Origin of the sequence: Marinomonas maritima (genome assembly GCF_024435075.2) — a bacterium.
Classification (GTDB): domain Bacteria; phylum Pseudomonadota; class Gammaproteobacteria; order Pseudomonadales; family Marinomonadaceae; genus Marinomonas; species Marinomonas maritima.
In genome coordinates this window covers 1,085,713-1,104,873 of sequence record NZ_JAMZEG020000001.1, presented here as the reverse complement: position 1 = coordinate 1,104,873, position 19,161 = coordinate 1,085,713, and the positions used below count along the sequence as shown (strand labels likewise).

17 protein-coding genes are annotated in these 19,161 nt (G+C 42.4%); 13 read left to right on the top strand and 4 right to left on the bottom strand.

Annotated elements, in window-relative coordinates; all coding sequences use genetic code 11:
* Positions 1-3: 3 nt before the first annotated feature.
* A complete protein-coding gene (locus tag M3I01_RS05275) occupies positions 4-855 on the bottom strand; it encodes a histone deacetylase family protein (RefSeq protein WP_255894566.1) in 852 nt (283 codons plus the stop codon).
* 136 nt (positions 856-991) lie between these two features.
* Positions 992-2,092 carry an HD domain-containing phosphohydrolase gene (locus M3I01_RS05270; RefSeq protein WP_255894565.1) on the bottom strand — a complete coding sequence of 367 codons (1,101 nt, stop codon included), beginning with the start codon at positions 2,090-2,092 and terminating at the stop codon, positions 992-994.
* A 145-nt stretch (positions 2,093-2,237) separates the two neighbouring features.
* Between M3I01_RS05270 and M3I01_RS05265 the strand changes: the two genes are divergently transcribed.
* Together M3I01_RS05265 and M3I01_RS05260 are read left to right on the top strand one after the other, a co-directional pair.
* Positions 2,238-2,696, top strand: a complete 459-nt coding sequence (locus M3I01_RS05265; RefSeq protein WP_255894564.1) for an EVE domain-containing protein — start codon at positions 2,238-2,240, stop codon at positions 2,694-2,696.
* Positions 2,697-2,789: 93 nt separating this feature from the next.
* The gene (locus M3I01_RS05260) at positions 2,790-3,830 is read left to right on the top strand and encodes an OmpA family protein (RefSeq protein WP_255894563.1); all 1,041 of its coding nucleotides are present in this window, start codon (positions 2,790-2,792) and stop codon (positions 3,828-3,830) included.
* Between the two features lie 9 nt (positions 3,831-3,839).
* On the opposite strand, the gene M3I01_RS05255 is transcribed toward M3I01_RS05260, so the two are convergent.
* Positions 3,840-4,526: a hypothetical protein gene (locus M3I01_RS05255; protein ID WP_255894562.1), complete on the bottom strand. Its 687-nt coding sequence runs from the start codon at positions 4,524-4,526 to the stop codon at positions 3,840-3,842.
* Between the two features lie 191 nt (positions 4,527-4,717).
* Here M3I01_RS05255 and miaB point away from each other — a divergent pair, with 191 nt between their 5' ends.
* Genes miaB through lnt form a run of 5 tightly spaced genes read left to right on the top strand, consistent with a single transcriptional unit; the run spans position 4,718 to position 10,061 of the window.
* Positions 4,718-6,073: a tRNA (N6-isopentenyl adenosine(37)-C2)-methylthiotransferase MiaB gene (miaB, locus tag M3I01_RS05250; protein WP_255894561.1), complete on the top strand. Its 1,356-nt coding sequence runs from the start codon at positions 4,718-4,720 to the stop codon at positions 6,071-6,073.
* Between the two features lie 13 nt (positions 6,074-6,086).
* A complete protein-coding gene (locus M3I01_RS05245; RefSeq protein WP_255894557.1) occupies positions 6,087-7,148 on the top strand; it encodes a PhoH family protein in 1,062 nt (353 codons plus the stop codon).
* On the top strand, positions 7,148-7,612 hold the full coding sequence (gene ybeY, locus M3I01_RS05240) for an rRNA maturation RNase YbeY (protein WP_255894556.1): 465 nt from the start codon (positions 7,148-7,150) through the stop codon (positions 7,610-7,612). Before M3I01_RS05245 ends, ybeY begins: the two co-directional genes overlap by 1 nt.
* A 12-nt stretch (positions 7,613-7,624) precedes the next feature.
* A complete protein-coding gene (locus M3I01_RS05235; RefSeq protein WP_255894553.1) occupies positions 7,625-8,491 on the top strand; it encodes an HlyC/CorC family transporter in 867 nt (288 codons plus the stop codon).
* 1 nt (position 8,492) lies between these two features.
* Positions 8,493-10,061 (top strand): apolipoprotein N-acyltransferase, encoded by a 1,569-nt coding sequence (gene lnt / locus M3I01_RS05230; RefSeq protein WP_275564954.1) that lies wholly within the window; start codon positions 8,493-8,495, stop codon positions 10,059-10,061.
* A gap of 56 nt (positions 10,062-10,117) precedes the next feature.
* On the opposite strand, the gene M3I01_RS05225 is transcribed toward lnt, so the two are convergent.
* Positions 10,118-10,558, bottom strand: coding sequence for a hypothetical protein (locus tag M3I01_RS05225; RefSeq protein WP_255894549.1), 441 nt, complete (start codon positions 10,556-10,558; stop codon positions 10,118-10,120).
* 176 nt (positions 10,559-10,734) lie between these two features.
* Between M3I01_RS05225 and leuS the strand changes: the two genes are divergently transcribed.
* The 6 genes from leuS to M3I01_RS05195 all read left to right on the top strand — a co-directional run bounded on the left by leuS (position 10,735) and on the right by M3I01_RS05195 (position 18,977).
* Complete coding sequence (gene leuS, locus M3I01_RS05220) at positions 10,735-13,182, top strand: leucine--tRNA ligase (protein ID WP_255894548.1); 2,448 nt, start codon at positions 10,735-10,737, stop codon at positions 13,180-13,182.
* Between the two features lie 78 nt (positions 13,183-13,260).
* Positions 13,261-13,776 carry an LPS-assembly lipoprotein LptE gene (locus M3I01_RS05215; protein ID WP_255894547.1) on the top strand — a complete coding sequence of 172 codons (516 nt, stop codon included), beginning with the start codon at positions 13,261-13,263 and terminating at the stop codon, positions 13,774-13,776.
* A gap of 25 nt (positions 13,777-13,801) precedes the next feature.
* Entirely contained in the window at positions 13,802-14,833 is a 1,032-nt protein-coding gene (holA, locus tag M3I01_RS05210) for a DNA polymerase III subunit delta (protein ID WP_275564953.1), read from the top strand.
* 42 nt (positions 14,834-14,875) lie between these two features.
* Complete coding sequence (locus M3I01_RS05205) at positions 14,876-15,532, top strand: putative 2OG-Fe(II) oxygenase (RefSeq protein ID WP_255894546.1); 657 nt, start codon at positions 14,876-14,878, stop codon at positions 15,530-15,532.
* A gap of 190 nt (positions 15,533-15,722) precedes the next feature.
* On the top strand, positions 15,723-16,331 hold the full coding sequence (locus M3I01_RS05200; RefSeq protein WP_255894545.1) for a flavin reductase family protein: 609 nt from the start codon (positions 15,723-15,725) through the stop codon (positions 16,329-16,331).
* Positions 16,332-16,358: 27 nt separating this feature from the next.
* Positions 16,359-18,977, top strand: coding sequence for a cyclic nucleotide-binding domain-containing protein (locus M3I01_RS05195; protein WP_255894544.1), 2,619 nt, complete (start codon positions 16,359-16,361; stop codon positions 18,975-18,977).
* Positions 18,978-19,161: the final 184 nt, after the last annotated feature.

The following is a 19,161-nucleotide window of genomic DNA, read 5'->3' as shown; positions in this document are numbered from 1 at the left end:
AACCTACAAAAAATACTCTTTCCAAATCTGATTTGCGGCTTGATGCAACAAACTATGTCGCCACGCGACGTTTTCTTCTTGTCTGTCGTATCCACCGCCGATGACGCAAGCGGTTGGTAGGTTGAGTGTGACACAGGTTTCTATGACGTATTTGTCCCTTGTAAATATACCGTCGTCACTAAGGTTGACGTAGCCGAGCCTGTCGTCTTTGTGTACGTCGACGCCAGCGTCGTAGAAAATGAAGTCTGGTTGGTGTTTGGCGAGTATCGCAGGCAAAGTGCTTTTTAGTATCGATAAGTATTCTTGGTCGTCTGCACCTTTGGGGATGGCAATATTGATGCCTGCGGTTTGTTTGATTTGTGGGTAATTTTCTTCGCAATGCCACGAAACAGGAATAATGTTGGTACTGTCTTCGAAAAAAACGATGGTGCCGTCGCCTTGATGTACGTCGCAGTCTAAGATGAGTATTTTCTTCGCCTTACCCGATTCGACCATGGCGAGTGCTGCGACGGCTAGGTCGTTAAAGATGCAAAAACCAGAGCCATGAGAAGGATGAGCATGGTGTGTGCCTCCAGCAAGGTGACACGCCAACCCATGTTGAAGTGCTAGCTCGCTGGTTAATATAGTGCCTGATACCGCGCGCAAGGTTCGCTCCACCAGCCATTCCGACCAAGGAAGGCCAATTTCTTTCTGCTCTTGTGGGGTAAGCTCTCCACGAATAAAGCGCTGAACATAACCTTTTTCATGGGCTTGCATAAGTGCAGTCAATGACAAAGGCGATGGCTGATATTCGTTGTCGTCCGTCAAGATCCCCTGCTCTCTTAATGTTTTAGCCAAAAGGCGAAATTTAGACATAGGGAAACGATGTCCCGCAGGGAACGGAATACTATAATGTGGGTGGAAAACTAGAGGTAACAAAGCAACATTCATAGAACAGATAATTTAAGCAATGCGAAAGAGCACCATGCTAACAAGGGATGCCAAGGCGTTACTACTTACTTTTTGCGACTAAAACCTTGCGCATGGCCGCATTAAAGGATTCGATCAGATGAGGTGGAAAACCCTTTCCACTTTCAAAGTTCACCATCTGCACAGCCCTCATGGCGCTTTTATTGTATTCACTGCCCGATTTACCCCAAACGATATCAATAAACATGACGGCCATAGATAAGATAAACGCCCCTTGAGGAATCAAAGAGCCCACTAATCCTTCAGGAAAACCGGTGCCATCAAACCGTTCTTTATGCGCCTGCACCATAGCAACAGCGTCTTCCCAACCAGCGTGTTTAGAAAGCAGTTTAGCGCCCACCATTGGGTGATTTTGTTCGGCTTTAAGCTTCAAACTCTCATTATCTTTACCATTCAAGATAAGCGCCATGCCCATGTTATGCATGTACGCGGCAGCACTTAACTGCGCGGGATCAACAGATTTAGAACATTCGACATTGATCAATTGACAAAGTTTTAAGATACGCTCGCTTCTTTCGGAGGAGTAACCTAGCAAACGATTGAGCTTCTGACTAAAACCAATAAACAAATCGATATCGCTTTGTTGCTGCTCAGTAAATTCAACCCTTACTAACAAAGAAGTCGAATCCGTGTCGTCTTTTTCTTCTTCTATTTCTTGATTGCATTTATTTAACAATATCACGGCCAAATCAGGTCGTTTGGCATCGTCTTCTTCTGCGTATATCTCATCCAACCCCAATTGCAGCGTGTCACGTAAAATATTTTCTGCAACATGTGAGTGGTAAATCTGCTTTAACAATATATAGACTTGCTCAATAACCACATTAATAAGATCCCCCAAATGAGGATGATACTGAATGTAGCCGCCACGCATGCCATCCACAATTTCTTCTAATTTATGTAGCACACCAACCAAAGGATCAAGAAAACAGACGGAGCAGTTTCCTTTCATACTGTGCAAAGAACGAAACAATTGATCTAATTTATCGAAAGAAAATCCTTCGCTTTCGATACTATTAATAATACTTTCTATTTCTTGCTGCGCTTCCGTGAAACATTCTAACAAATCATCTTTAAGCTCTTTTTCCAGCGCTGAGAAAGCTTTACAAGCAAAGTGGCTCATTATTTTCATCCGTTACAAGGAGCATCGCTGCCAAAAAGTACAATGAGGTAAGTCTAAGCATTTTCATAGCATCACCCTCTTATTGTAGATAGTATATTTGTAAGCGTGAACATATTGTATGTTTCATTGTGCAAATGAGGTGTCCATGACCAATTACTGGCTAATGAAATCAGAACCCGATGCGTTTTCTATAGAAGACTTGAAACGACTTAAACATGCCCCTTGGGATGGCGTACGAAATTACCAAGCCCGCAATTTCATGAAAGCCATGAATGAAGGCGACATGGTATTTTTTTATCACTCTAGTTGCTCTCCTGCTGGTATTGTCGGTACCGCCAAAGTATGTAAAACAGCCTATCCAGATCATACAAGTTGGGATATCAATAGTCATTACTTTGACCCAAAATCCCCTCAGGATAACCCACGATGGTTTATGGTTGATGTGGCGTTTGTTGAAAAGTGGTCATCCATTCTCACGCTAGCAGAGTTAAAGAAAAGCCCTGAACTGGCCGATATGTTATTAACGAAGAAAGGCAGCCGACTTTCTGTTATGCCTATTACACAAAAAGAATGGGAGTACATTACGGTAATACTGAAAAAATAATTTTCTATTTTCTCTTCTAAGTAATGACAGGAAAAAGGATCGCAATGAAAAAAATTAGAGCTAAAACAAAACGATGCATCTTGAGTAAATGACATGATTTTTAAGGTAGCACGGACTGCTATTCTTTTTTTAGGCTTATACAGCTCTATTTTAATTTGCCAGCCTCTATTTCCCACTAACTCAATTAATGCACTAAAGGATTCAGATCATGACGGGGTTATTGACGCTAGAGATATTTGTAGCAATACACCGCTAGGAAGCGACATTGATAATGATGGTTGCCCATTAACAAAATTAACGTTATTCAGTTTTAATTTTGACGTTCAATTTAAAACAGGACAATATAAATTAGCGTCCAAATTTCACGCAAAACTTAAAGATTTAGCTATTTTTTTACAACACAATCCTAATACACTCCTCTTAATTGAGGGCTACACAGACGATGTGGGTGCAGAGAGTTACAACCTAACATTGTCCAAAAAGCGAGCAGACTCCATTGCCAATGCATTAATCTCGACATTCAATATCGCGACTGACCGCATTAAAACGTTTGGCTATGGCCAAAATCGCCCTATCGAGTCAAACTCAACAGAAACAGGAAGAGAAGCCAACCGCAGAGTAAGTGGGGAAATCGTTATTCCGTTTAAAAGCCAACATGTGAATAACAATATTCATTCGAATTACTCAACCAATCAGCCTCAAATCGATCATTACAACCTAACCATTCCCTTTAAACTAAATAGATACGGAATTAAAAATGCGTATCGCCCATCAATACAACGCCTAGGCAAGCTTTTGCAAAGTGATCCCGACATTCTAATTTTTATCGAAGGACACACAGATAACACTGGCAGCAAAGACCACAATGTCACCCTATCCCTCGAAAGAGCAAACAATATTGCCGATTTACTCAATGCACAATTCGACATTGCGCCAGCAAGACTCAAAGTCGTCGGACATGGGCAACAATTCCCCTTCAAACCGAATAATACAATAAAAGGAAGAAGGGAAAATCGTCGAGTAGAAATAAAAGTAGTAAAAAAATTCAAAGCTACGCAAGAAGTTATATTACCAAAATGGACAATATGGAGCGTTGATCAAATGGAAAATGAACGCCAGAAAGGAAAGCAATAATTTATAATGTCAGTGGAATTGCTTTTCACGTTGCTTCAAAGAAACCGCATAATCAAAATAATACTCAAAAACCACACCGGCATAATCGTAATCCTCACCGGTTCTAGCGATGAAACCAACACTCCCCATCTGGCGGTATTTCTGAGGTTGATAGTAGGTCTCTAAACGCCACCCCATCTCAGCATCATTATATTCTTCCCGATATAACGACGTTCGAAGATCTTCATTTAAATAGTAACTTAAGCCAATACGAGAGCTGGTTATATTACTCAATGTTTTGTCTGTCGTAATATAGTTAGTGGTCACTGAAAACGCCCCTAAAAACACTTCGCCTATAAACTGCCCAATTGCCTCTTTTTTTGTTTCAAGGTTTTCATCCATTGGTTCCAGCTCACTCACACCAAGACCAAGCCCTAAACGTCCATAGTCATTACGAATAAACCAATTTGAAGAAAGCTCAGATTGTGCAAAACTGTCTTTTGATGACCCAGTAATCAAATAATTGCTATTCAATAACACTTGAGTTGAAAAGTACTCATTAATAGGGATGTTCACTTTGAAGTCTATGTTCATCAAAGACTTCTGATCTAAAAGACCATAGCCAAGACCAAAAGCGAAATTAGACAACTCTTTTTCTGCGTGAGCACCCCCACTAACAGCAACAGACAAAATAAGAATACGAGATAATAGCGTCAAAACAGATCCAAGTTCATAACCAATAATGTCGCTATTGTGACCGCTCTTTATCAAAAGCTCCAGTAAGAAAAAAAACGACTATTTTCAGTAAAAATGAAGGGAATTCAGAAGACCTCTGGGATTCGAGAGCAAAGCCCAATATAATAGGTCCAAAGTCGATTAGACGAACACTTTTTAGGTTTATAAGTTACATGGCAAAAAAACTTTTCATCCAGACTCATGGCTGTCAAATGAACGAATACGATTCCTCTCGTATGGCCGATTTACTTGGCGAAAGTCATGAGATGGAACTCACTGATAACGCGGAAGAAGCCGACGTGCTTCTGCTAAATACATGCTCTATACGTGAAAAAGCCCAAGACAAGGTTTATCACCAACTAGGTCGCTGGAAAAAGCTTAAGCTTAAAAATCCAGATCTTGTAATTGGCGTTGGTGGCTGTGTCGCCAGTCAAGAAGGCGATGCGATTCGAAAGCGCGCCAAGCATGTTGATATGATTTTCGGCCCTCAAACACTGCATAAGCTTCCGGAAATGATAAATGCAGCGGGTAAACACATCCCAATTACCGATGTGACCTTCCCAGAGATTGAGAAATTCGATCATCTTCCTGCCCCTCGTGTTGACGGCGCAGAAGCCTTCGTATCTATTATGGAAGGTTGCAGCAAGTACTGTACGTTCTGTGTTGTACCTTATACTAGAGGCGAAGAAGTCAGCCGTCCATTCGACAGTATTCTTGTGGAAGTAGCACAGTTAGCTGAGCAAGGTGTACGCGAAATCCATTTGCTAGGTCAAAACGTGAACGCCTACCGTGGCGACTCAGCAGAAGGTGATGAAACCGATCTTGCGGACATCATTCATGCGGTTGCACAAATTGAGGGGGTTGAACGCATTCGTTTTACCACATCACACCCAGTCGAATTCACAGACAGTTTAATTGAAGCGTTCCGTACTGAACCTAAACTAGTCAGTCATTTGCACTTACCCGTTCAAAGTGGTGCCGACAACATTCTAAGCGCGATGAAACGCGGTCATGATCGCCAATATTACATCGATAAAATCAACCGCATTAAAGAAGCACGTCCAGGCATCAGCCTTTCGTCTGACTTTATTATTGGTTTCCCTGGTGAAACAGACGAAAATTTTATTGATACCATGAACCTAATTCAAGAGATTGGCTTCGACCATTCTTTCAGTTTTATTTATAGCCAGCGCCCTGGTACACCCGCATCTAACCTAGAAGACGATACACCTGATGACGTTAAAAAAGAGCGTTTATCTATTTTGCAACGCCGTATTAGTCAGCAAGCTTATGACATTAGTTTGTCGATGGTTGGCGAAGTAAAGCGCATTCTAATAAGCGGCTATTCACCTCGTGATCCTGGACAACTTCAAGGTAGAACGGAAAACAATCGGATTGTAAACTTCCGAGCGTTCGACCCCCAATTGATTGGTAAATTCGCTGATGTTGTTATTACAGACGCTTATCCTAACTCGCTGCTTGGCGAATTAATAAACTCTGAACTCGACACTGACTTTGTACTTCAATAATCAAAGGTAACTCTTGGAAATCACACAGACAACTCAACAAATCCGTTTAGCGCCTGCCGAAGCCGAGGCTTTGGTTGGACTATGTGGTCAACTAGACGAGAATATCAAGCTCATCGAAAAGCGACTGGATGTTACTATTCGATACCGTGCTGAACTATTTGATATTTCCGGTGAAAATCCTGAGCATGTCGCGGCAACAAAAATGCTACTGGAAAACCTCTACCGTGAAGCACTAGCAAATGGCCAAGTAACGCCTGAGACGATTCACCTCTATCTTCAAGAATCGGCGATTGAATCTCTGACTAGCAGTAAGAATGACAACGCTGGTCAACTCGTCATCAAAACACGTAAGGCATTTGTCAAACCCAAAGGTGAAAATCAGCAAGGTTACGTCAAACAAATTCGTAAACACGACATTAACTTTGGTATTGGCCCTGCAGGTACTGGTAAAACCTATTTAGCGGTTGCTTGCGCGGTTGAAGCATTAGAAGCCGATCGTGTTGAGCGCATAATGTTGGTTCGGCCAGCAGTAGAAGCGGGGGAAAAACTGGGTTTTTTACCCGGCGATTTGTCACAAAAAATCGACCCTTACCTACGCCCTCTTTACGATGCTTTGTATGAAATGCTCGGTTTCGAATTGGTTGATAAATTAATCGAAAAAAACGTCATCGAAATCGCCCCACTTGCGTTTATGCGTGGACGAACGCTTAATAATGCTTTTATCATTCTTGATGAAAGCCAAAATACTACGCGCGAGCAAATGAAAATGTTTTTGACGCGCATCGGTTTTGGTTCAACTGCGGTTATCACTGGCGATACAACACAAGTCGATTTACCACGCGGAACCACGTCTGGTTTGGCTCAAGCCATGCACGTTTTAAAGGGCGTCAGCGGTATCAGCATGACTATGTTTAGCTCTTCCGATGTCGTTCGCCACCCTATCGTACAACGTATTGTCGAAGCTTATGATCGTTTTGATATTGAAGAAGAAGCAGAGAAAAAAGTGCGCACCCAAGCTCGCCTTGCTGCGCAAGCAGAGCACTCTTCAAGCGAACCTTCTTCAGGTGGAAAATAATGGCACACTTAGAACTTGATTTACAGATTGCCACAAAAGCAACACAGCGCTTGCCCAGCGAAGCAGATTTCAGACTTTGGGTAGAAAAAGCCTTACCGACATTAGGCGAAGAATTTGAAGTTACCATTCGTATTGTTGATGAAGAAGAGAGTCATGCGCTAAATCATGAGTACAGAGGCAAGGACAAACCAACGAATGTCCTTTCTTTTCCATTTGAGGCACCTCCAGGATTAGAACTTCCATTATTGGGAGACTTGGTGATTTGCACTCGAATTGTCGAAAAAGAAGCCAAAGAACAAGATAAAGAATTACTGCATCATTGGGCTCATATGACGATTCATGGCATCTTGCATTTGCGCGGCTATGACCATATAAATGATGATGAAGCAGATGAAATGGAATTAATAGAAACGCAGCTGTTAGCATCTCTGTCTATTTCCGACCCTTATTTGATAAAAGAGTGAGTTAAGACCCTAATGAGTGACGACCGATCGAGCATGTCCAACGATCAACAAAAATCTTGGTTTGAACGTTTAACCCAGGCATTTAATGATGAACCACGCAGTCGTGGCGATATTGTCAAGCTTTTAGAAGCGGCCGTAAAATCTGACATCATAGATCGCGATGCTTTTACTATTGTAGAAGGTGCTTTAGAAGTATCTGAAGTGCAAGCACGTGACATCATGATTCCACCTTCTCAGATGGTCGTAATCAAGTCTGAAGATGATCCAAAAACTTCCATCCGTAAAATCATCGACTCCGCTCACTCCAGATTTCCTGTCGTTGGAGAAGATTCCGACGAAATCCTCGGTGTTTTACTAGCGAAAGATTTACTTCCACTGTTATTCAAAGATGGCAGCATCACGATAGAAGATATTTTATCTCGCTTGCGTCCCGCTAACTTCATTCCAGAAAGTAAACGTCTTAACGTACTACTGAATGATTTTAGAACCAAGCGCTACCACATGGCGTTAGTGTTAGATGAGTACGGCAGCGTCTCTGGCTTAGTCACGATTGAAGATGTGCTTGAGCAAATCGTCGGTGAAATCGAAGACGAAACAGACAAGCTTGAAAATGAAGGCATTCAAGTGACAACAGAGGCAGGCGTTTATCTTGTTCCTGCGTTGTGTACTATTGAAGACTTTAACGAGTTTTTCAAAGCCGAACTCAGTGAAGAAGAGTTTGATACGATCGGCGGAATTCTTGTACAACAATTTGGTCATGTTCCATTACGTGATGAAGAATTGTTTTTTAGTAACTTTCATTTCCGCATCGTTAAATCAGATGGTCGACGAGTCAAAACGATTCAGGTATCAAAACCCCCACAAGAAACATCAGAATAATATGACGACACTTCACCCCGACTCAATCAACACGAAGACGGGGTGGATGTCTCGTTTGGTAACGCAACTTTCTAAACTTCCTCCTGCCATCATTTGTATTATTGGCACCATTTCTGGCGCAATCGGCGTTACCAGTTTTTCACCTTTTCATTTTTGGCCAGGCTACTTCATTAGTCTAGTGGTGTTCAGCCTTCTTATTATTACCAGCCCTACTGCAAAAACTTCTGTTTGGAGAGGCTCATCCGTCGCCTTAGGCTTTTTTGGCGCTGGCGTTTCTTGGGTTTATGTCAGCATTGCAGAATATGGACAAGTTGGCACCATCATCGCAGCGCTTATTACGCTCGCTTTTGTGATCGTTCTTTGTGTCTTTTGGGTTTTTTCGGCTTGGGCGTCATGGCACCTAATCCATCGTTTCTCGCAACTACCCGCTAGCGTATGGATCACATTAGCCCTACTCATTGGTGAATTCGCTCGTAGCACCCTCTTTACTGGGTTCCCATGGCTATTACCAGGCTATGCTATTGAAAACACATGGCTATTTGAGCTATTACCCATAGGTGGAATATGGCTAACCAGTGCCGTTGTGGTGCTAACATCAAGTACTCTTGCCTGCGTATTATCAAGCAAGCCAGCTCAGCTTAGCCTCCTCTCTGTCTTATTTATTATTTGGAGTAGCGCTGCCTATTTGGCCTACTTTCCTGTTTCTTGGGTACAACAAACAGGTACATTAAAAACCACCTTGGTTCAGGGTAACGTGAAACAAGATGAGAAATGGCTTCCCCAAACCGCCAGAAAGTCTCTGGCTTATTACCAACAGACTACCATTGAACACTTAGACAGTGAGCTTGTTGTGTGGCCAGAAACCGCCATTACCTACACTTATTCACAAATGAAACCGTATTTTTCCTCTTTTAGTAAAGAGCTAGCAGACACGAATACTACCTTGATTACCGGTATCCCAGACGTCAGCCTTGATAAAAAGGATTACTACAACGCTATCTGGGCAACGGGCGATGGTTTTGGACTTTATTACAAGCGCAGACTGGTTCCTTTTGGTGAATACATTCCTTTTTCAGAATACATAGGCCCTATTCTTGACGTATTTGGAATGCCGATGTCGAGTTTTAAATCTGGCGATGAAAATCAACCTGTTTTGCAAGTAGGCGAATGGGGGGTTGCGCCTTTTATCTGTTATGAAATTGTGTATGCAGAACAGGTTCGTCGCATGGTAAGAGACAGCGATTTCCTCATTACCATTAGTAATGATGGCTGGTTTGGTACGTCTTTTGGGCCTTGGCAGCACTTGCAGATAGCGAAATTTAGAGCCAAAGAAGCAGGTCGTTACGTGATTCGTGCCACTAATACCGGCATCACCGCGTTCATTAATGAAAAGGGAGAAGTTGTGGCTCAAGCTCCACAATTTGAAAGGACGACGTTGACCGCTGACGCAAAAGCCTTTAGCGGCGTTACTCCTTATGTTTATTGGGGATATTGGCCTACTCTTTTACTTCTGTTACTTTGCGTGATTTTTTCATATTTAAATGGCTTAGTAAAAAAGCGAACACCATAAAAGCTTAAACATTGCCGCGCCATCAAAACACTTGATGGCAACGGCAAAATGACAATTCAAACACTCTTCTGATCATGATGCGTCGACATCAAACCATATTGGCAGATCTCACAAGGCGCTAAGGTTTGTTTCACTTCGACAACATTATCATGCCCACAAGACATGCAATGATAAGCCCCAGCTTCTACCATAGTGCCCGCTACATGGCATTGCTCAAGTGGTACTGGATTGTTATTAGCATGGTTAATCAGCCATAGCAGTGCAATATCTTCCTTTTCATCAAATTCTTCAATAATTTCATGACCTTCATCAAGTACTAGATGCCAATTTGCATCCACCCAAGCTTCGGTATAACCCATTTTATCGTGCCAATACGCCGTCATGAGAGAGGCATCTTCTAATAGCCAATCCTTCGCCCCTACTAATGTTTTACGCGCTTCTTCAACCAAACTGGAATTGATTGTGCTTTTTGACGAATCTTTTTTCATAGAATTCATAACTCCTCTTCGATGCACCTTCTAATTAGAGCGCCACCCCTATAAAATAACGGATATTTTCAGACCCTGTAGGCTTTTGCACCATTATTTTGCGCTATGTCGCTATAATGCCTCTCTTTTTAAAAAAAGAATACAGGTCTACTAACCTCTCGTCGATCATGGGATAAGAACATATCATGCAAGAACAATATAATCCTCAGCAAATTGAACAAGCGGCTCAATCTTTTTGGGACGAAAATAAAGTCTTCAAAGCCGTCGCTGATACGAGTAAAGAGAAGTTTTATTGCCTTTCTATGTTCCCATACCCAAGCGGTCGCCTGCATATGGGTCACGTTCGTAACTACACTATCGGCGATGTTATTTCTCGCTACCAGCGTATGCAGGGAAAAAACGTGCTTCAACCTATGGGTTGGGATGCTTTTGGTCTACCGGCTGAAAACGCAGCCATCAAGCACAAAACAGCACCAGCCAAATGGACAACTGAAAACATCGCCTACATGAAAGGCCAACTTAAAGAACTTGGTTTTGGCTATGATTGGGATCGTGAAATCGCAACCTGTACACCCGAGTACTACAAATGGGAACAATGGTTCTTCACCCAATTAGTCGAAAAAGGCTTGGCGTATAAAAAAACCGCGGCGGTAAACTGGTGCCCTGAAGACCAAACGGTTCTAGCTAACGAACAAGTGGAAGACGGTTCTTGTTGGCGTTGTGGTACTACCGTAGAGAAAAAAGAAATTTCTCAATGGTTTATTCGCATCACAGATTACGCAGAAGAGTTACTTAACGATCTAGATAAGCTAGACGACTGGCCAGAAAAAGTAAAAGCGATGCAACGTAACTGGATTGGTCGTTCTGAAGGGTTAGAGTTTAGCTTTGCCGTAGATGGAAAAGAAGAGCGCTTATCTGTTTACACCACTCGCCCAGATACCATTATGGGGGTGACCTATGTTGCTGTTGCCACTCAACATCCTTTGTCTTTAGAAGCGTCTAAAAACAACGCCGAATTAGCCACGTTCATTGCTGAAAGTAAATTAATGTCGACGACAGAAGCTGATATGGCAACTGTTGAGAAAAAAGGCATCGACACTGGTTTTAAAGCCATTCACCCCATTACTGGCGATATTGTTCCTGTATTTGCTGCCAATTTTGTATTGATGGAATATGGCTCCGGCGCAGTTATGTCGGTTCCTGCTCACGATCAGCGTGATTTTGAGTTCGCGAAAAAATATAATCTACCCATCAAGCAAGTCGTTAAGCCGGCAGGTGAAGAAACGATTGATATGGAAGCCGCGGCTTACACCGAAAAAGGCGTACTGTGCAACTCGGGGGAATTTGATGGTTTGGTATTCAAAGACGCTTTTGATGCCATTGCAACGTGGATGACTGAGCACAAGCTTGGTGAAATCAAAGTCAACTACCGTCTTCGCGACTGGGGCGTTAGCCGCCAACGTTATTGGGGTACTCCAATCCCAACCATTAACTTAAAAGACGGCTCTGTTGTTCCTGTTCCGGTTGACCAATTGCCTGTTGTTTTGCCAACAGACGTTGTAATGGACGGCGTTAACTCTCCTATCAAAAACAACCCTAATTTCTCGTCCATTATGTTTAATGGAGAAGAAGCAGAGCGCGAAACGGATACCTTCGATACCTTCATGGAATCGTCTTGGTACTTCGCCCGTTACTGCTGCCCAGATTCAAAAGACGCCATGTTAACTGAGGAAGCAAATTACTGGCTTCCAGTTGACCAATACGTTGGTGGCGTAGAACACGCTATCCTTCACTTATTGTACTCCCGTTTTTTCCATAAGCTACTGCGTGACGCTGGTCTAGTAAATTCTGATGAGCCATTCAAACGCTTATTAACACAAGGCATGGTCAACAAAGACGGCACTAAGATGTCGAAGTCAAAAGGCAACACGGTTGACCCACAGCAAATGATTGAGAAGTACGGTGCGGATACGGTTCGTTTGTTCATCATGTTCAGTGCGCCGCCAGAACAATCTCTTGAATGGAACGATTCAGGTGTAGACGGCGCATCTCGCTTTCTACGACGCTTGTGGGCGTTATCTTATCGCCACATGAATGCGGGTAAAGTGGGTGAGCTTAATGTTGAAGCACTTAATGGTACTCAAAAAACACTACGTCGCAAAACTCATGAGACCATTCAGAAAGTAACGGACGACATCGAACGTCGTCAAACCTTCAACACGGCGATTGCTGCGGTGATGGAGCTATGCAACGATGTCAGCAAGTTCGAAGATCAATCTGAGCTTGGCTTAGCAGTAGAACAAGAAGCGCTAGAAGCAGCAACCTTGTTGCTATCGCCAATCGTACCTCATATTGCGCATCAGCTTTGGGCAGACCTTGGACACACAGGCAATGTTGTCAATACACCATGGCCAACACTAGATGAAGCAGCGTTAATAAAAGACGAGTTAACGATTGTGGTACAAGTGCTTGGTAAAAAACGTGCCGAGTTAACCGTTTCTGCCAGTGCAGACAGCAAAGCAATTGAAGCTGAAGCGTTAGCTCACCCTGGCGTTACTAAGTTCCTTGAAGGTAAAACAGTACGTAAAGTGATCGTCGTTCCTGGTCGCTTGGTAAATATTGTTGCTAACTAACGAAGCACAATAAGGGATGGCTGTGCCGTCCCTTATTACCTTCTCAGCATACTTCTCAACAAAATAGAGATCGCGGATATGACAGCCACATTGACACAAACAACTCGCTTATTTTTATTAGCTCTGCTGACCATGAGCATTGTCGCTTGTGGCTTTCACTTACGTGGTGAAGTCAACATTCCTGCAAGACTTAAAACCTTAATCGTTACTTCCGACAGCGGCTCAGATAGCTTTGACCAATCACTGCGCATTGCTCTAAAGAAAGCGGGTGTTATCATTACTGATAAAGCCAACGCGACAGAAAACACACTAGAGCTAAAAATCAACCCAATCATCTCGTCTGATACGGAACTAGCACGTAACTCATCTAATGAGGTATCACAAATCCAGCGCACTTTAAGTAGCCATTACTTTATTCGTCAAGCGGATGGGAAATCTCTCTTCGGCCCACGAACCGTCAACACGAATAAAACGCTTACCAATCAAGATGCCGAAGAAAGCGCCAAGCTGTCTTACAATACGGCCCAAACAGAAAGTATGAATGAAGACCTAGCAAATCAGCTCATTTATGACCTAAGTTATGCGCCACTGTAACCCGCCTCGCGGTTAGGTCAATACAATGAAAATTAGAGTTGATCAACTAGAACAACAGCTCAAAAAAAACCTCGCTCCTCTCTATATTATTTCTGGGGATGAGGTATTACTGTGTCAAGAAGCCGCGGACACCATACGCAAAGCAGCTCAATTACATAACATCGATGAACGCTTACGCTTTGTTGCTGACTCTCAATTTGATTGGCAAGACGTGATCAATGAAAACCAAAGTTTGTCTCTGTTTTCCACTCGCCGACTCTTCGATATTCAAATTGATAAAATGGGCGAGAAGCACAGTAAAGCATTAGCCCAACTTGGCCAGTCTCTTAGTGAAGACAACATCATTCTCCTGACCTTGCCCAAAATAGATGCCCGTACACAGAAAGCAAAGTGGTTCACTCAGCTGGAATCACAAGGCGTCTTTGTTCAAATTTGGCCAATTGATGCCAATCGACTCCCTGCTTGGGTACAGCAAAGAGCGCAAACGCGGGGCTTATCGCTGACTCGTGATGCCGCCAGTATTGTTTGTGAGCGTGGTGAGGGAAACCTTCTCGCCCTTTCCCAAGAACTTGAAAAACTGGCGCTACTGCATGGAAAAGACAGCCAAATTGATGCCGAGAAAGTCATAGAGTCCGTAGCGGATAGCAGTCGTTATTCTATTTATGATCTAAGCGATCGCTTATTAATGGGAAAGGCCAAGGATGCGATGCATTGCCTAAATCAATTAATGGGCGAAGGCGTGGAAGCCAGTATTATTCTTTGGCTGTTTAATAGAGAAGTTCAGACACTGAATAACTTATTACGAGCCATGCAGTCCACTAGCTTTAGACAGGCCTGCCAAGCCGAAAGAATCTGGGATAAACGTATTCCGTTTTACGAAAGCGCCATGTCACGCCACAATAAAGTCACTCTGCCCTACATGCAAAATTACTTAGCGTTAATTGATAAAAGCATTAAAGGCTTAGAAGGGCCAAGCAGCGAGACAGGGTTTCGAAACCTAGTCATGATGTTTTGTGGTTATAAACCAGTAGTAACCGAATTAGACATACCCGCTTAATGACTTATTCACGACCCAGCTAACTATTTTTCAGGCCAACAGATGAGCAACGCCCCGATCATTGAAGAAATTAACGTATGGACAACGCCCCTTTACGTTACTCAAATGCCAGATCATGATTTTTTAAAAGACGCTTTATTAGCGGCTATTTATGAACAAAAAGCTGCGCAAACGACTGCAATTGAAAGCAAAATTGCCCCCAAGGCGAAACACGCATTACATGAAAGCACGCTGGATTTTTTAGAACTGGCCGACGCCAATATAATGGAGGCCAAGCGCACATTAGAAGAGCTCATTTTAGAAATAGCGACGTCGGTAAATCAGGCCTTTTGGCCTGAAGATATGGAGGCTGATGCTCATATTATCGAGTCTTGGTATCACGTGACTCGAAAAGGTGGCTACCATGATGCCCACTCCCACCCGAATTGCTCGTGGTGCGGTATCTATTATTTAGACCCCGGCGACTCTGCGCAAGAAGGCAATGGAGGCTTAAATCGCTTCTATGATCCAAGAGTAAATGCTGAACATTACGCAGACCCAGGCACGGCTTATCTTGGAGGGCATGGCGTATGGGACTTTGTTCCAACGGAAGGGCAAATTGTCATTTTTCCTTCTTACCTAAAACATTCCGCTTTGCCTTATTTTGGAGAAACAGACAGAGTGGTCATTGCTTTCAACAGCATAATAGAAGCTTACTAACCAATACCTTTCAGACTCAATCATTGTTTACGAGCCAGCTTCACTGATTAAACTGGCTCGTCCCCCTTTTCCAAACCAATACTTATTCTACTATTTACAATAAATTTCATAAGTTTCCACTCAAACGTTCACAAGAGATTGGTATTTGTAGTAATTTAACAAGTAATGTTTCATAACCTCGGGGAAGTCTATGCGTTTTCAGTTTGATCAACTAAGCGGCAATCAACGCTATCACCTGATCACTCAAACTATTACACCGCGCCCTATTGCTTGGGTCATGACCAAAAATGACAATGAGAGCTTTAATCTCGCGCCTTTTTCGTATTTTGCGCCCCTATCTTCTGACCCTGCCTTACTGGTCATCTCTATCGGAAACAAGACCGATACAACAGCCAAAGATACGAAATACAACCTAATACGTGAAAAGGAATGTGTTTTGCATATTCCCAGTGGCGATCTTATCCATGCAGTTAATGACAGTGCAGCTAATCTAGACTACGGAGAATCTGAGCTATCAAAAGCAAAGTTATCACTGCTGCCATTCGTTGATACCTTGCCACGTATTGCAGAAGCAAAGGTCGCACTACATTGTCGATTGTACGACATACATAAATTGGGCAAATCTTCTTTAGAAGCCTGCTACTTAGAAATACTCAGTGTACATATTGATGATGACATTATGAGTCAAAGCGAAGATCGCATTGTCATCGACAACAACAAATTAAACCCTCTCGCACGATTAGGTGGCAACGATTATGCACTGATAGGCGAGACGGTAACGATCAAACGCCCTAACTAGGGCAATACAGATTTGAGGCATACAAAGATGGACGTAACAAAACAGATTAACGCTTTCCCTTTTATGGTGGATGTCGATACAGAATTAACGTCATCCCTAACCGATCTCGCGTGTATTAAAAAATTAAAAGCGGGAGAGGTGTTAGCAAAGCAATTTGAAATTGGCCAGTGTATTTATTTCCTTTTAGAAGGTGAAATTGGTATTTCCGTACCATTACAAGAGACAGGAAAGTCCTATAGTGTTGGCCTAATCAATAACATACTGTCGCCTATTGGCTGGTCTGCTTTTCGACACCCTTCACGCTACGCCACAACTTTTACGGCTACAAAATCGTCTACATTGCTCATGTGGCCCATTGTTGAATTACAAAAAATACTCGATGCCAACCTCCCCTTCGCAAATCAGTTCCTACAATTCGTTTATGAAGAGTCGTTGCCGGTCCTCACTAATGTTCAAAACCAGACACGCCCTTTCTTTTCTAATGAATCTCTGGCATTTGAAGAAACTCGTCCGCTGATTAATTATGAAACACAGGCTCAAGCGCTAAAAGATGCAATTAGTCTGCTGAATTATGCGCCTTTTTGCGAAACATTTACGCAAGCAGAAATACACACTCTCGCTAAAAAATCGTCCATCTTACTGGCACATCAGGGCGATATACTTTGTCAACAAGATCAGCCTACGAACGGTCTTTACTTACTTATTAAAGGCAAAGTGGTCGTTAGTTATCAAACCGACTCTGGGGATATTATTACCACACGCTCCATTTCTCGCGCCGGTACGGTACTGGCTTGGACAACTCAAAACACCACATTAAAAAACCGTACATCGATCATTTCCTCTAGAGACAGCAGCGTCTTATTTATAAGCCAAGATGATTTACTAGAGGTTTTCAATGAAAATCCTAAAATATCGGTTAAATACTTATATCGACTCATTTGGTTAGTTGGCACTCATTTATTATCAGCCAGAATGCGCTACCTGTCACAAATAGCCAATGATGAAGCACTCGCAGTCAGTAATGTGATAGAACAAAATGCGGCACTTTTACCTGTAAGCTCACCCCTTTATAAAGTCAATGAGTTGCTTAAAAGCGCCATCACAACCGACGAAGCATTTGGTGTTCTCTATAAGTGTTTGCATTTCGGTTGTGTACTCGAAAGAACCATTGCTGGTATGTGCTTAGATATTTTAAAAGACTTACAACGTGAAAATGCATTTTATCGTCACTTGCAAAATGTCTACGACACCATAAACAGCTTACCTAAAGAAACGTCCGTATTGGACGCAAGACGCTTAGGCACAGAATTGTTTAAACAAGCTTTCCAGCAAGTACCTTATGTCATTAAAGGACTAGAAAACTTACCTAAGAAAGCCGGCTCTCTGTTCATTTACAACCATCTATTAGGTTCTGCGACCAATCGTTTACCTAATGGCTTCCGTTTTTCTATGGATGCTCAATTTATTGGTTCCATGGTCATTGATAATGAATACGGTGTTTCTGGACAACGAGTCATCCGTCGCAGTAAAGAAAGTGAATTCTGGCGTGATGACTTCTATGGAAGATTTGGTAATATATTTATCAATAGCTGGGAAGACCTTGCCACAGGTACCCCAGAGTACGATGACTTTATCAAACACTCTCAAGATACTTTACGTCAGAACTTCCCGTTGATGATTTCTCCAGAGGGAAAAAGCTTTGGCACTCACCAATCGCCCGGTGCGTTTCTACCTCATGCCTTTGAACTAGCAGGTTCGATGGGTAGCGAAGAACCCTGGATCGTTCCTATTGTTGTGGCTAACTTTGATCAACGAGCTGACCATAATATTTATACCGTCATTATAAAACGCGCATTCAAACTCTCTAGCAGAGTCGATTACACGGATAAAAAAGCCTTAAATAAATTCTTAGCGGCTTATCAAGAAGAATACAAAGTCTATGTAAATGAAGCCGTTGAACTGTCTAGAGAAATACATCAATACCCGATATTCAGTGGCAAAAATGGCTATCGGTCCAATGTCATGAGCTTAAATCAAATTGACGTAGAGTTTGAATCAGACGTACGAGAACTCGAATTCCATTTGGCCTACCAAGAATATAAAGAACAGCCTGTTGCTTTTTACGGTTCATCAACCATGCGTTTGTGGAGTGATTTTGCTCGGCATTTCCGCGATAAAGACGGAATCAACCTAGGTTTCGGAGGCGCCACATTAGAAGCTTGTGTGTACTATTTTGAGCGCATTATTTTACCGCACAAACCACGATCTTTGGTCATTTATGCTGGTGATAACGACATCGGCAACCACTGTGATAGCAACAAAGTAATCGAACTGTATATTGAGTTACTACAAAAAATAGATCGCCATCTACCGGGCATCCCAGTGACCTTGATCAGTATAAAATGCAGCCCTGCTCGCATCAAAATGCGCAGCACAATCGAAAAAACCAATATTCAATTGGCTCGATTAGCAAAAACTCGACCTAACACTCAATATCTTGACTTATTTTCCACGCTATTAGACAAGCATGGGGAAATAAAAGAAAACCTATTTGAAGGTGATAAGTTACACTTGAATCATAAAGCTTATGACCTTTGGACCAAGCAACTACTTGAAACAGAAGACTTTATTTTTAATAAGGAGTAAATGTTTTTTATAGCTCATTCAGAGTATATATAAATTTTATATATACTCTGAATGACGTTTAGTAACATACGGCCTAGTTCGCACCGTAATGCAAAAAGGTCTAAACGTCATTGATAATGTTCTTTTTTCTCACCCCAAAGACATACAGAATGGAAAACTGACAATCAACCTAGATGGACAAAAA

What these genes read in the sequence shown, in the direction of transcription:
- M3I01_RS05275 (WP_255894566.1), bottom strand. Translation starts at nt 855, where the DNA reads ATGTCTAAATTTCGCCTTTTGGCTAAAACATTAAGAGAGCAGGGGATC.
- M3I01_RS05270 (WP_255894565.1), bottom strand. Translation starts at nt 2,092, where the DNA reads ATGAGCCACTTTGCTTGTAAAGCTTTCTCAGCGCTGGAAAAAGAGCTT.
- M3I01_RS05265 (WP_255894564.1), top strand. Translation starts at nt 2,238, where the DNA reads ATGACCAATTACTGGCTAATGAAATCAGAACCCGATGCGTTTTCTATA.
- M3I01_RS05260 (WP_255894563.1), top strand. Translation starts at nt 2,790, where the DNA reads ATGATTTTTAAGGTAGCACGGACTGCTATTCTTTTTTTAGGCTTATAC.
- miaB (WP_255894561.1), top strand. Translation starts at nt 4,718, where the DNA reads ATGGCAAAAAAACTTTTCATCCAGACTCATGGCTGTCAAATGAACGAA.
- ybeY (WP_255894556.1), top strand. Translation starts at nt 7,148, where the DNA reads ATGGCACACTTAGAACTTGATTTACAGATTGCCACAAAAGCAACACAG.
- M3I01_RS05235 (WP_255894553.1), top strand. Translation starts at nt 7,625, where the DNA reads ATGAGTGACGACCGATCGAGCATGTCCAACGATCAACAAAAATCTTGG.
- lnt (WP_275564954.1), top strand. Translation starts at nt 8,493, where the DNA reads ATGACGACACTTCACCCCGACTCAATCAACACGAAGACGGGGTGGATG.
- M3I01_RS05225 (WP_255894549.1), bottom strand. Translation starts at nt 10,558, where the DNA reads ATGAATTCTATGAAAAAAGATTCGTCAAAAAGCACAATCAATTCCAGT.
- leuS (WP_255894548.1), top strand. Translation starts at nt 10,735, where the DNA reads ATGCAAGAACAATATAATCCTCAGCAAATTGAACAAGCGGCTCAATCT.
- M3I01_RS05215 (WP_255894547.1), top strand. Translation starts at nt 13,261, where the DNA reads ATGACAGCCACATTGACACAAACAACTCGCTTATTTTTATTAGCTCTG.
- holA (WP_275564953.1), top strand. Translation starts at nt 13,802, where the DNA reads ATGAAAATTAGAGTTGATCAACTAGAACAACAGCTCAAAAAAAACCTC.
- M3I01_RS05205 (WP_255894546.1), top strand. Translation starts at nt 14,876, where the DNA reads ATGAGCAACGCCCCGATCATTGAAGAAATTAACGTATGGACAACGCCC.
- M3I01_RS05200 (WP_255894545.1), top strand. Translation starts at nt 15,723, where the DNA reads ATGCGTTTTCAGTTTGATCAACTAAGCGGCAATCAACGCTATCACCTG.
- M3I01_RS05195 (WP_255894544.1), top strand. Translation starts at nt 16,359, where the DNA reads ATGGACGTAACAAAACAGATTAACGCTTTCCCTTTTATGGTGGATGTC.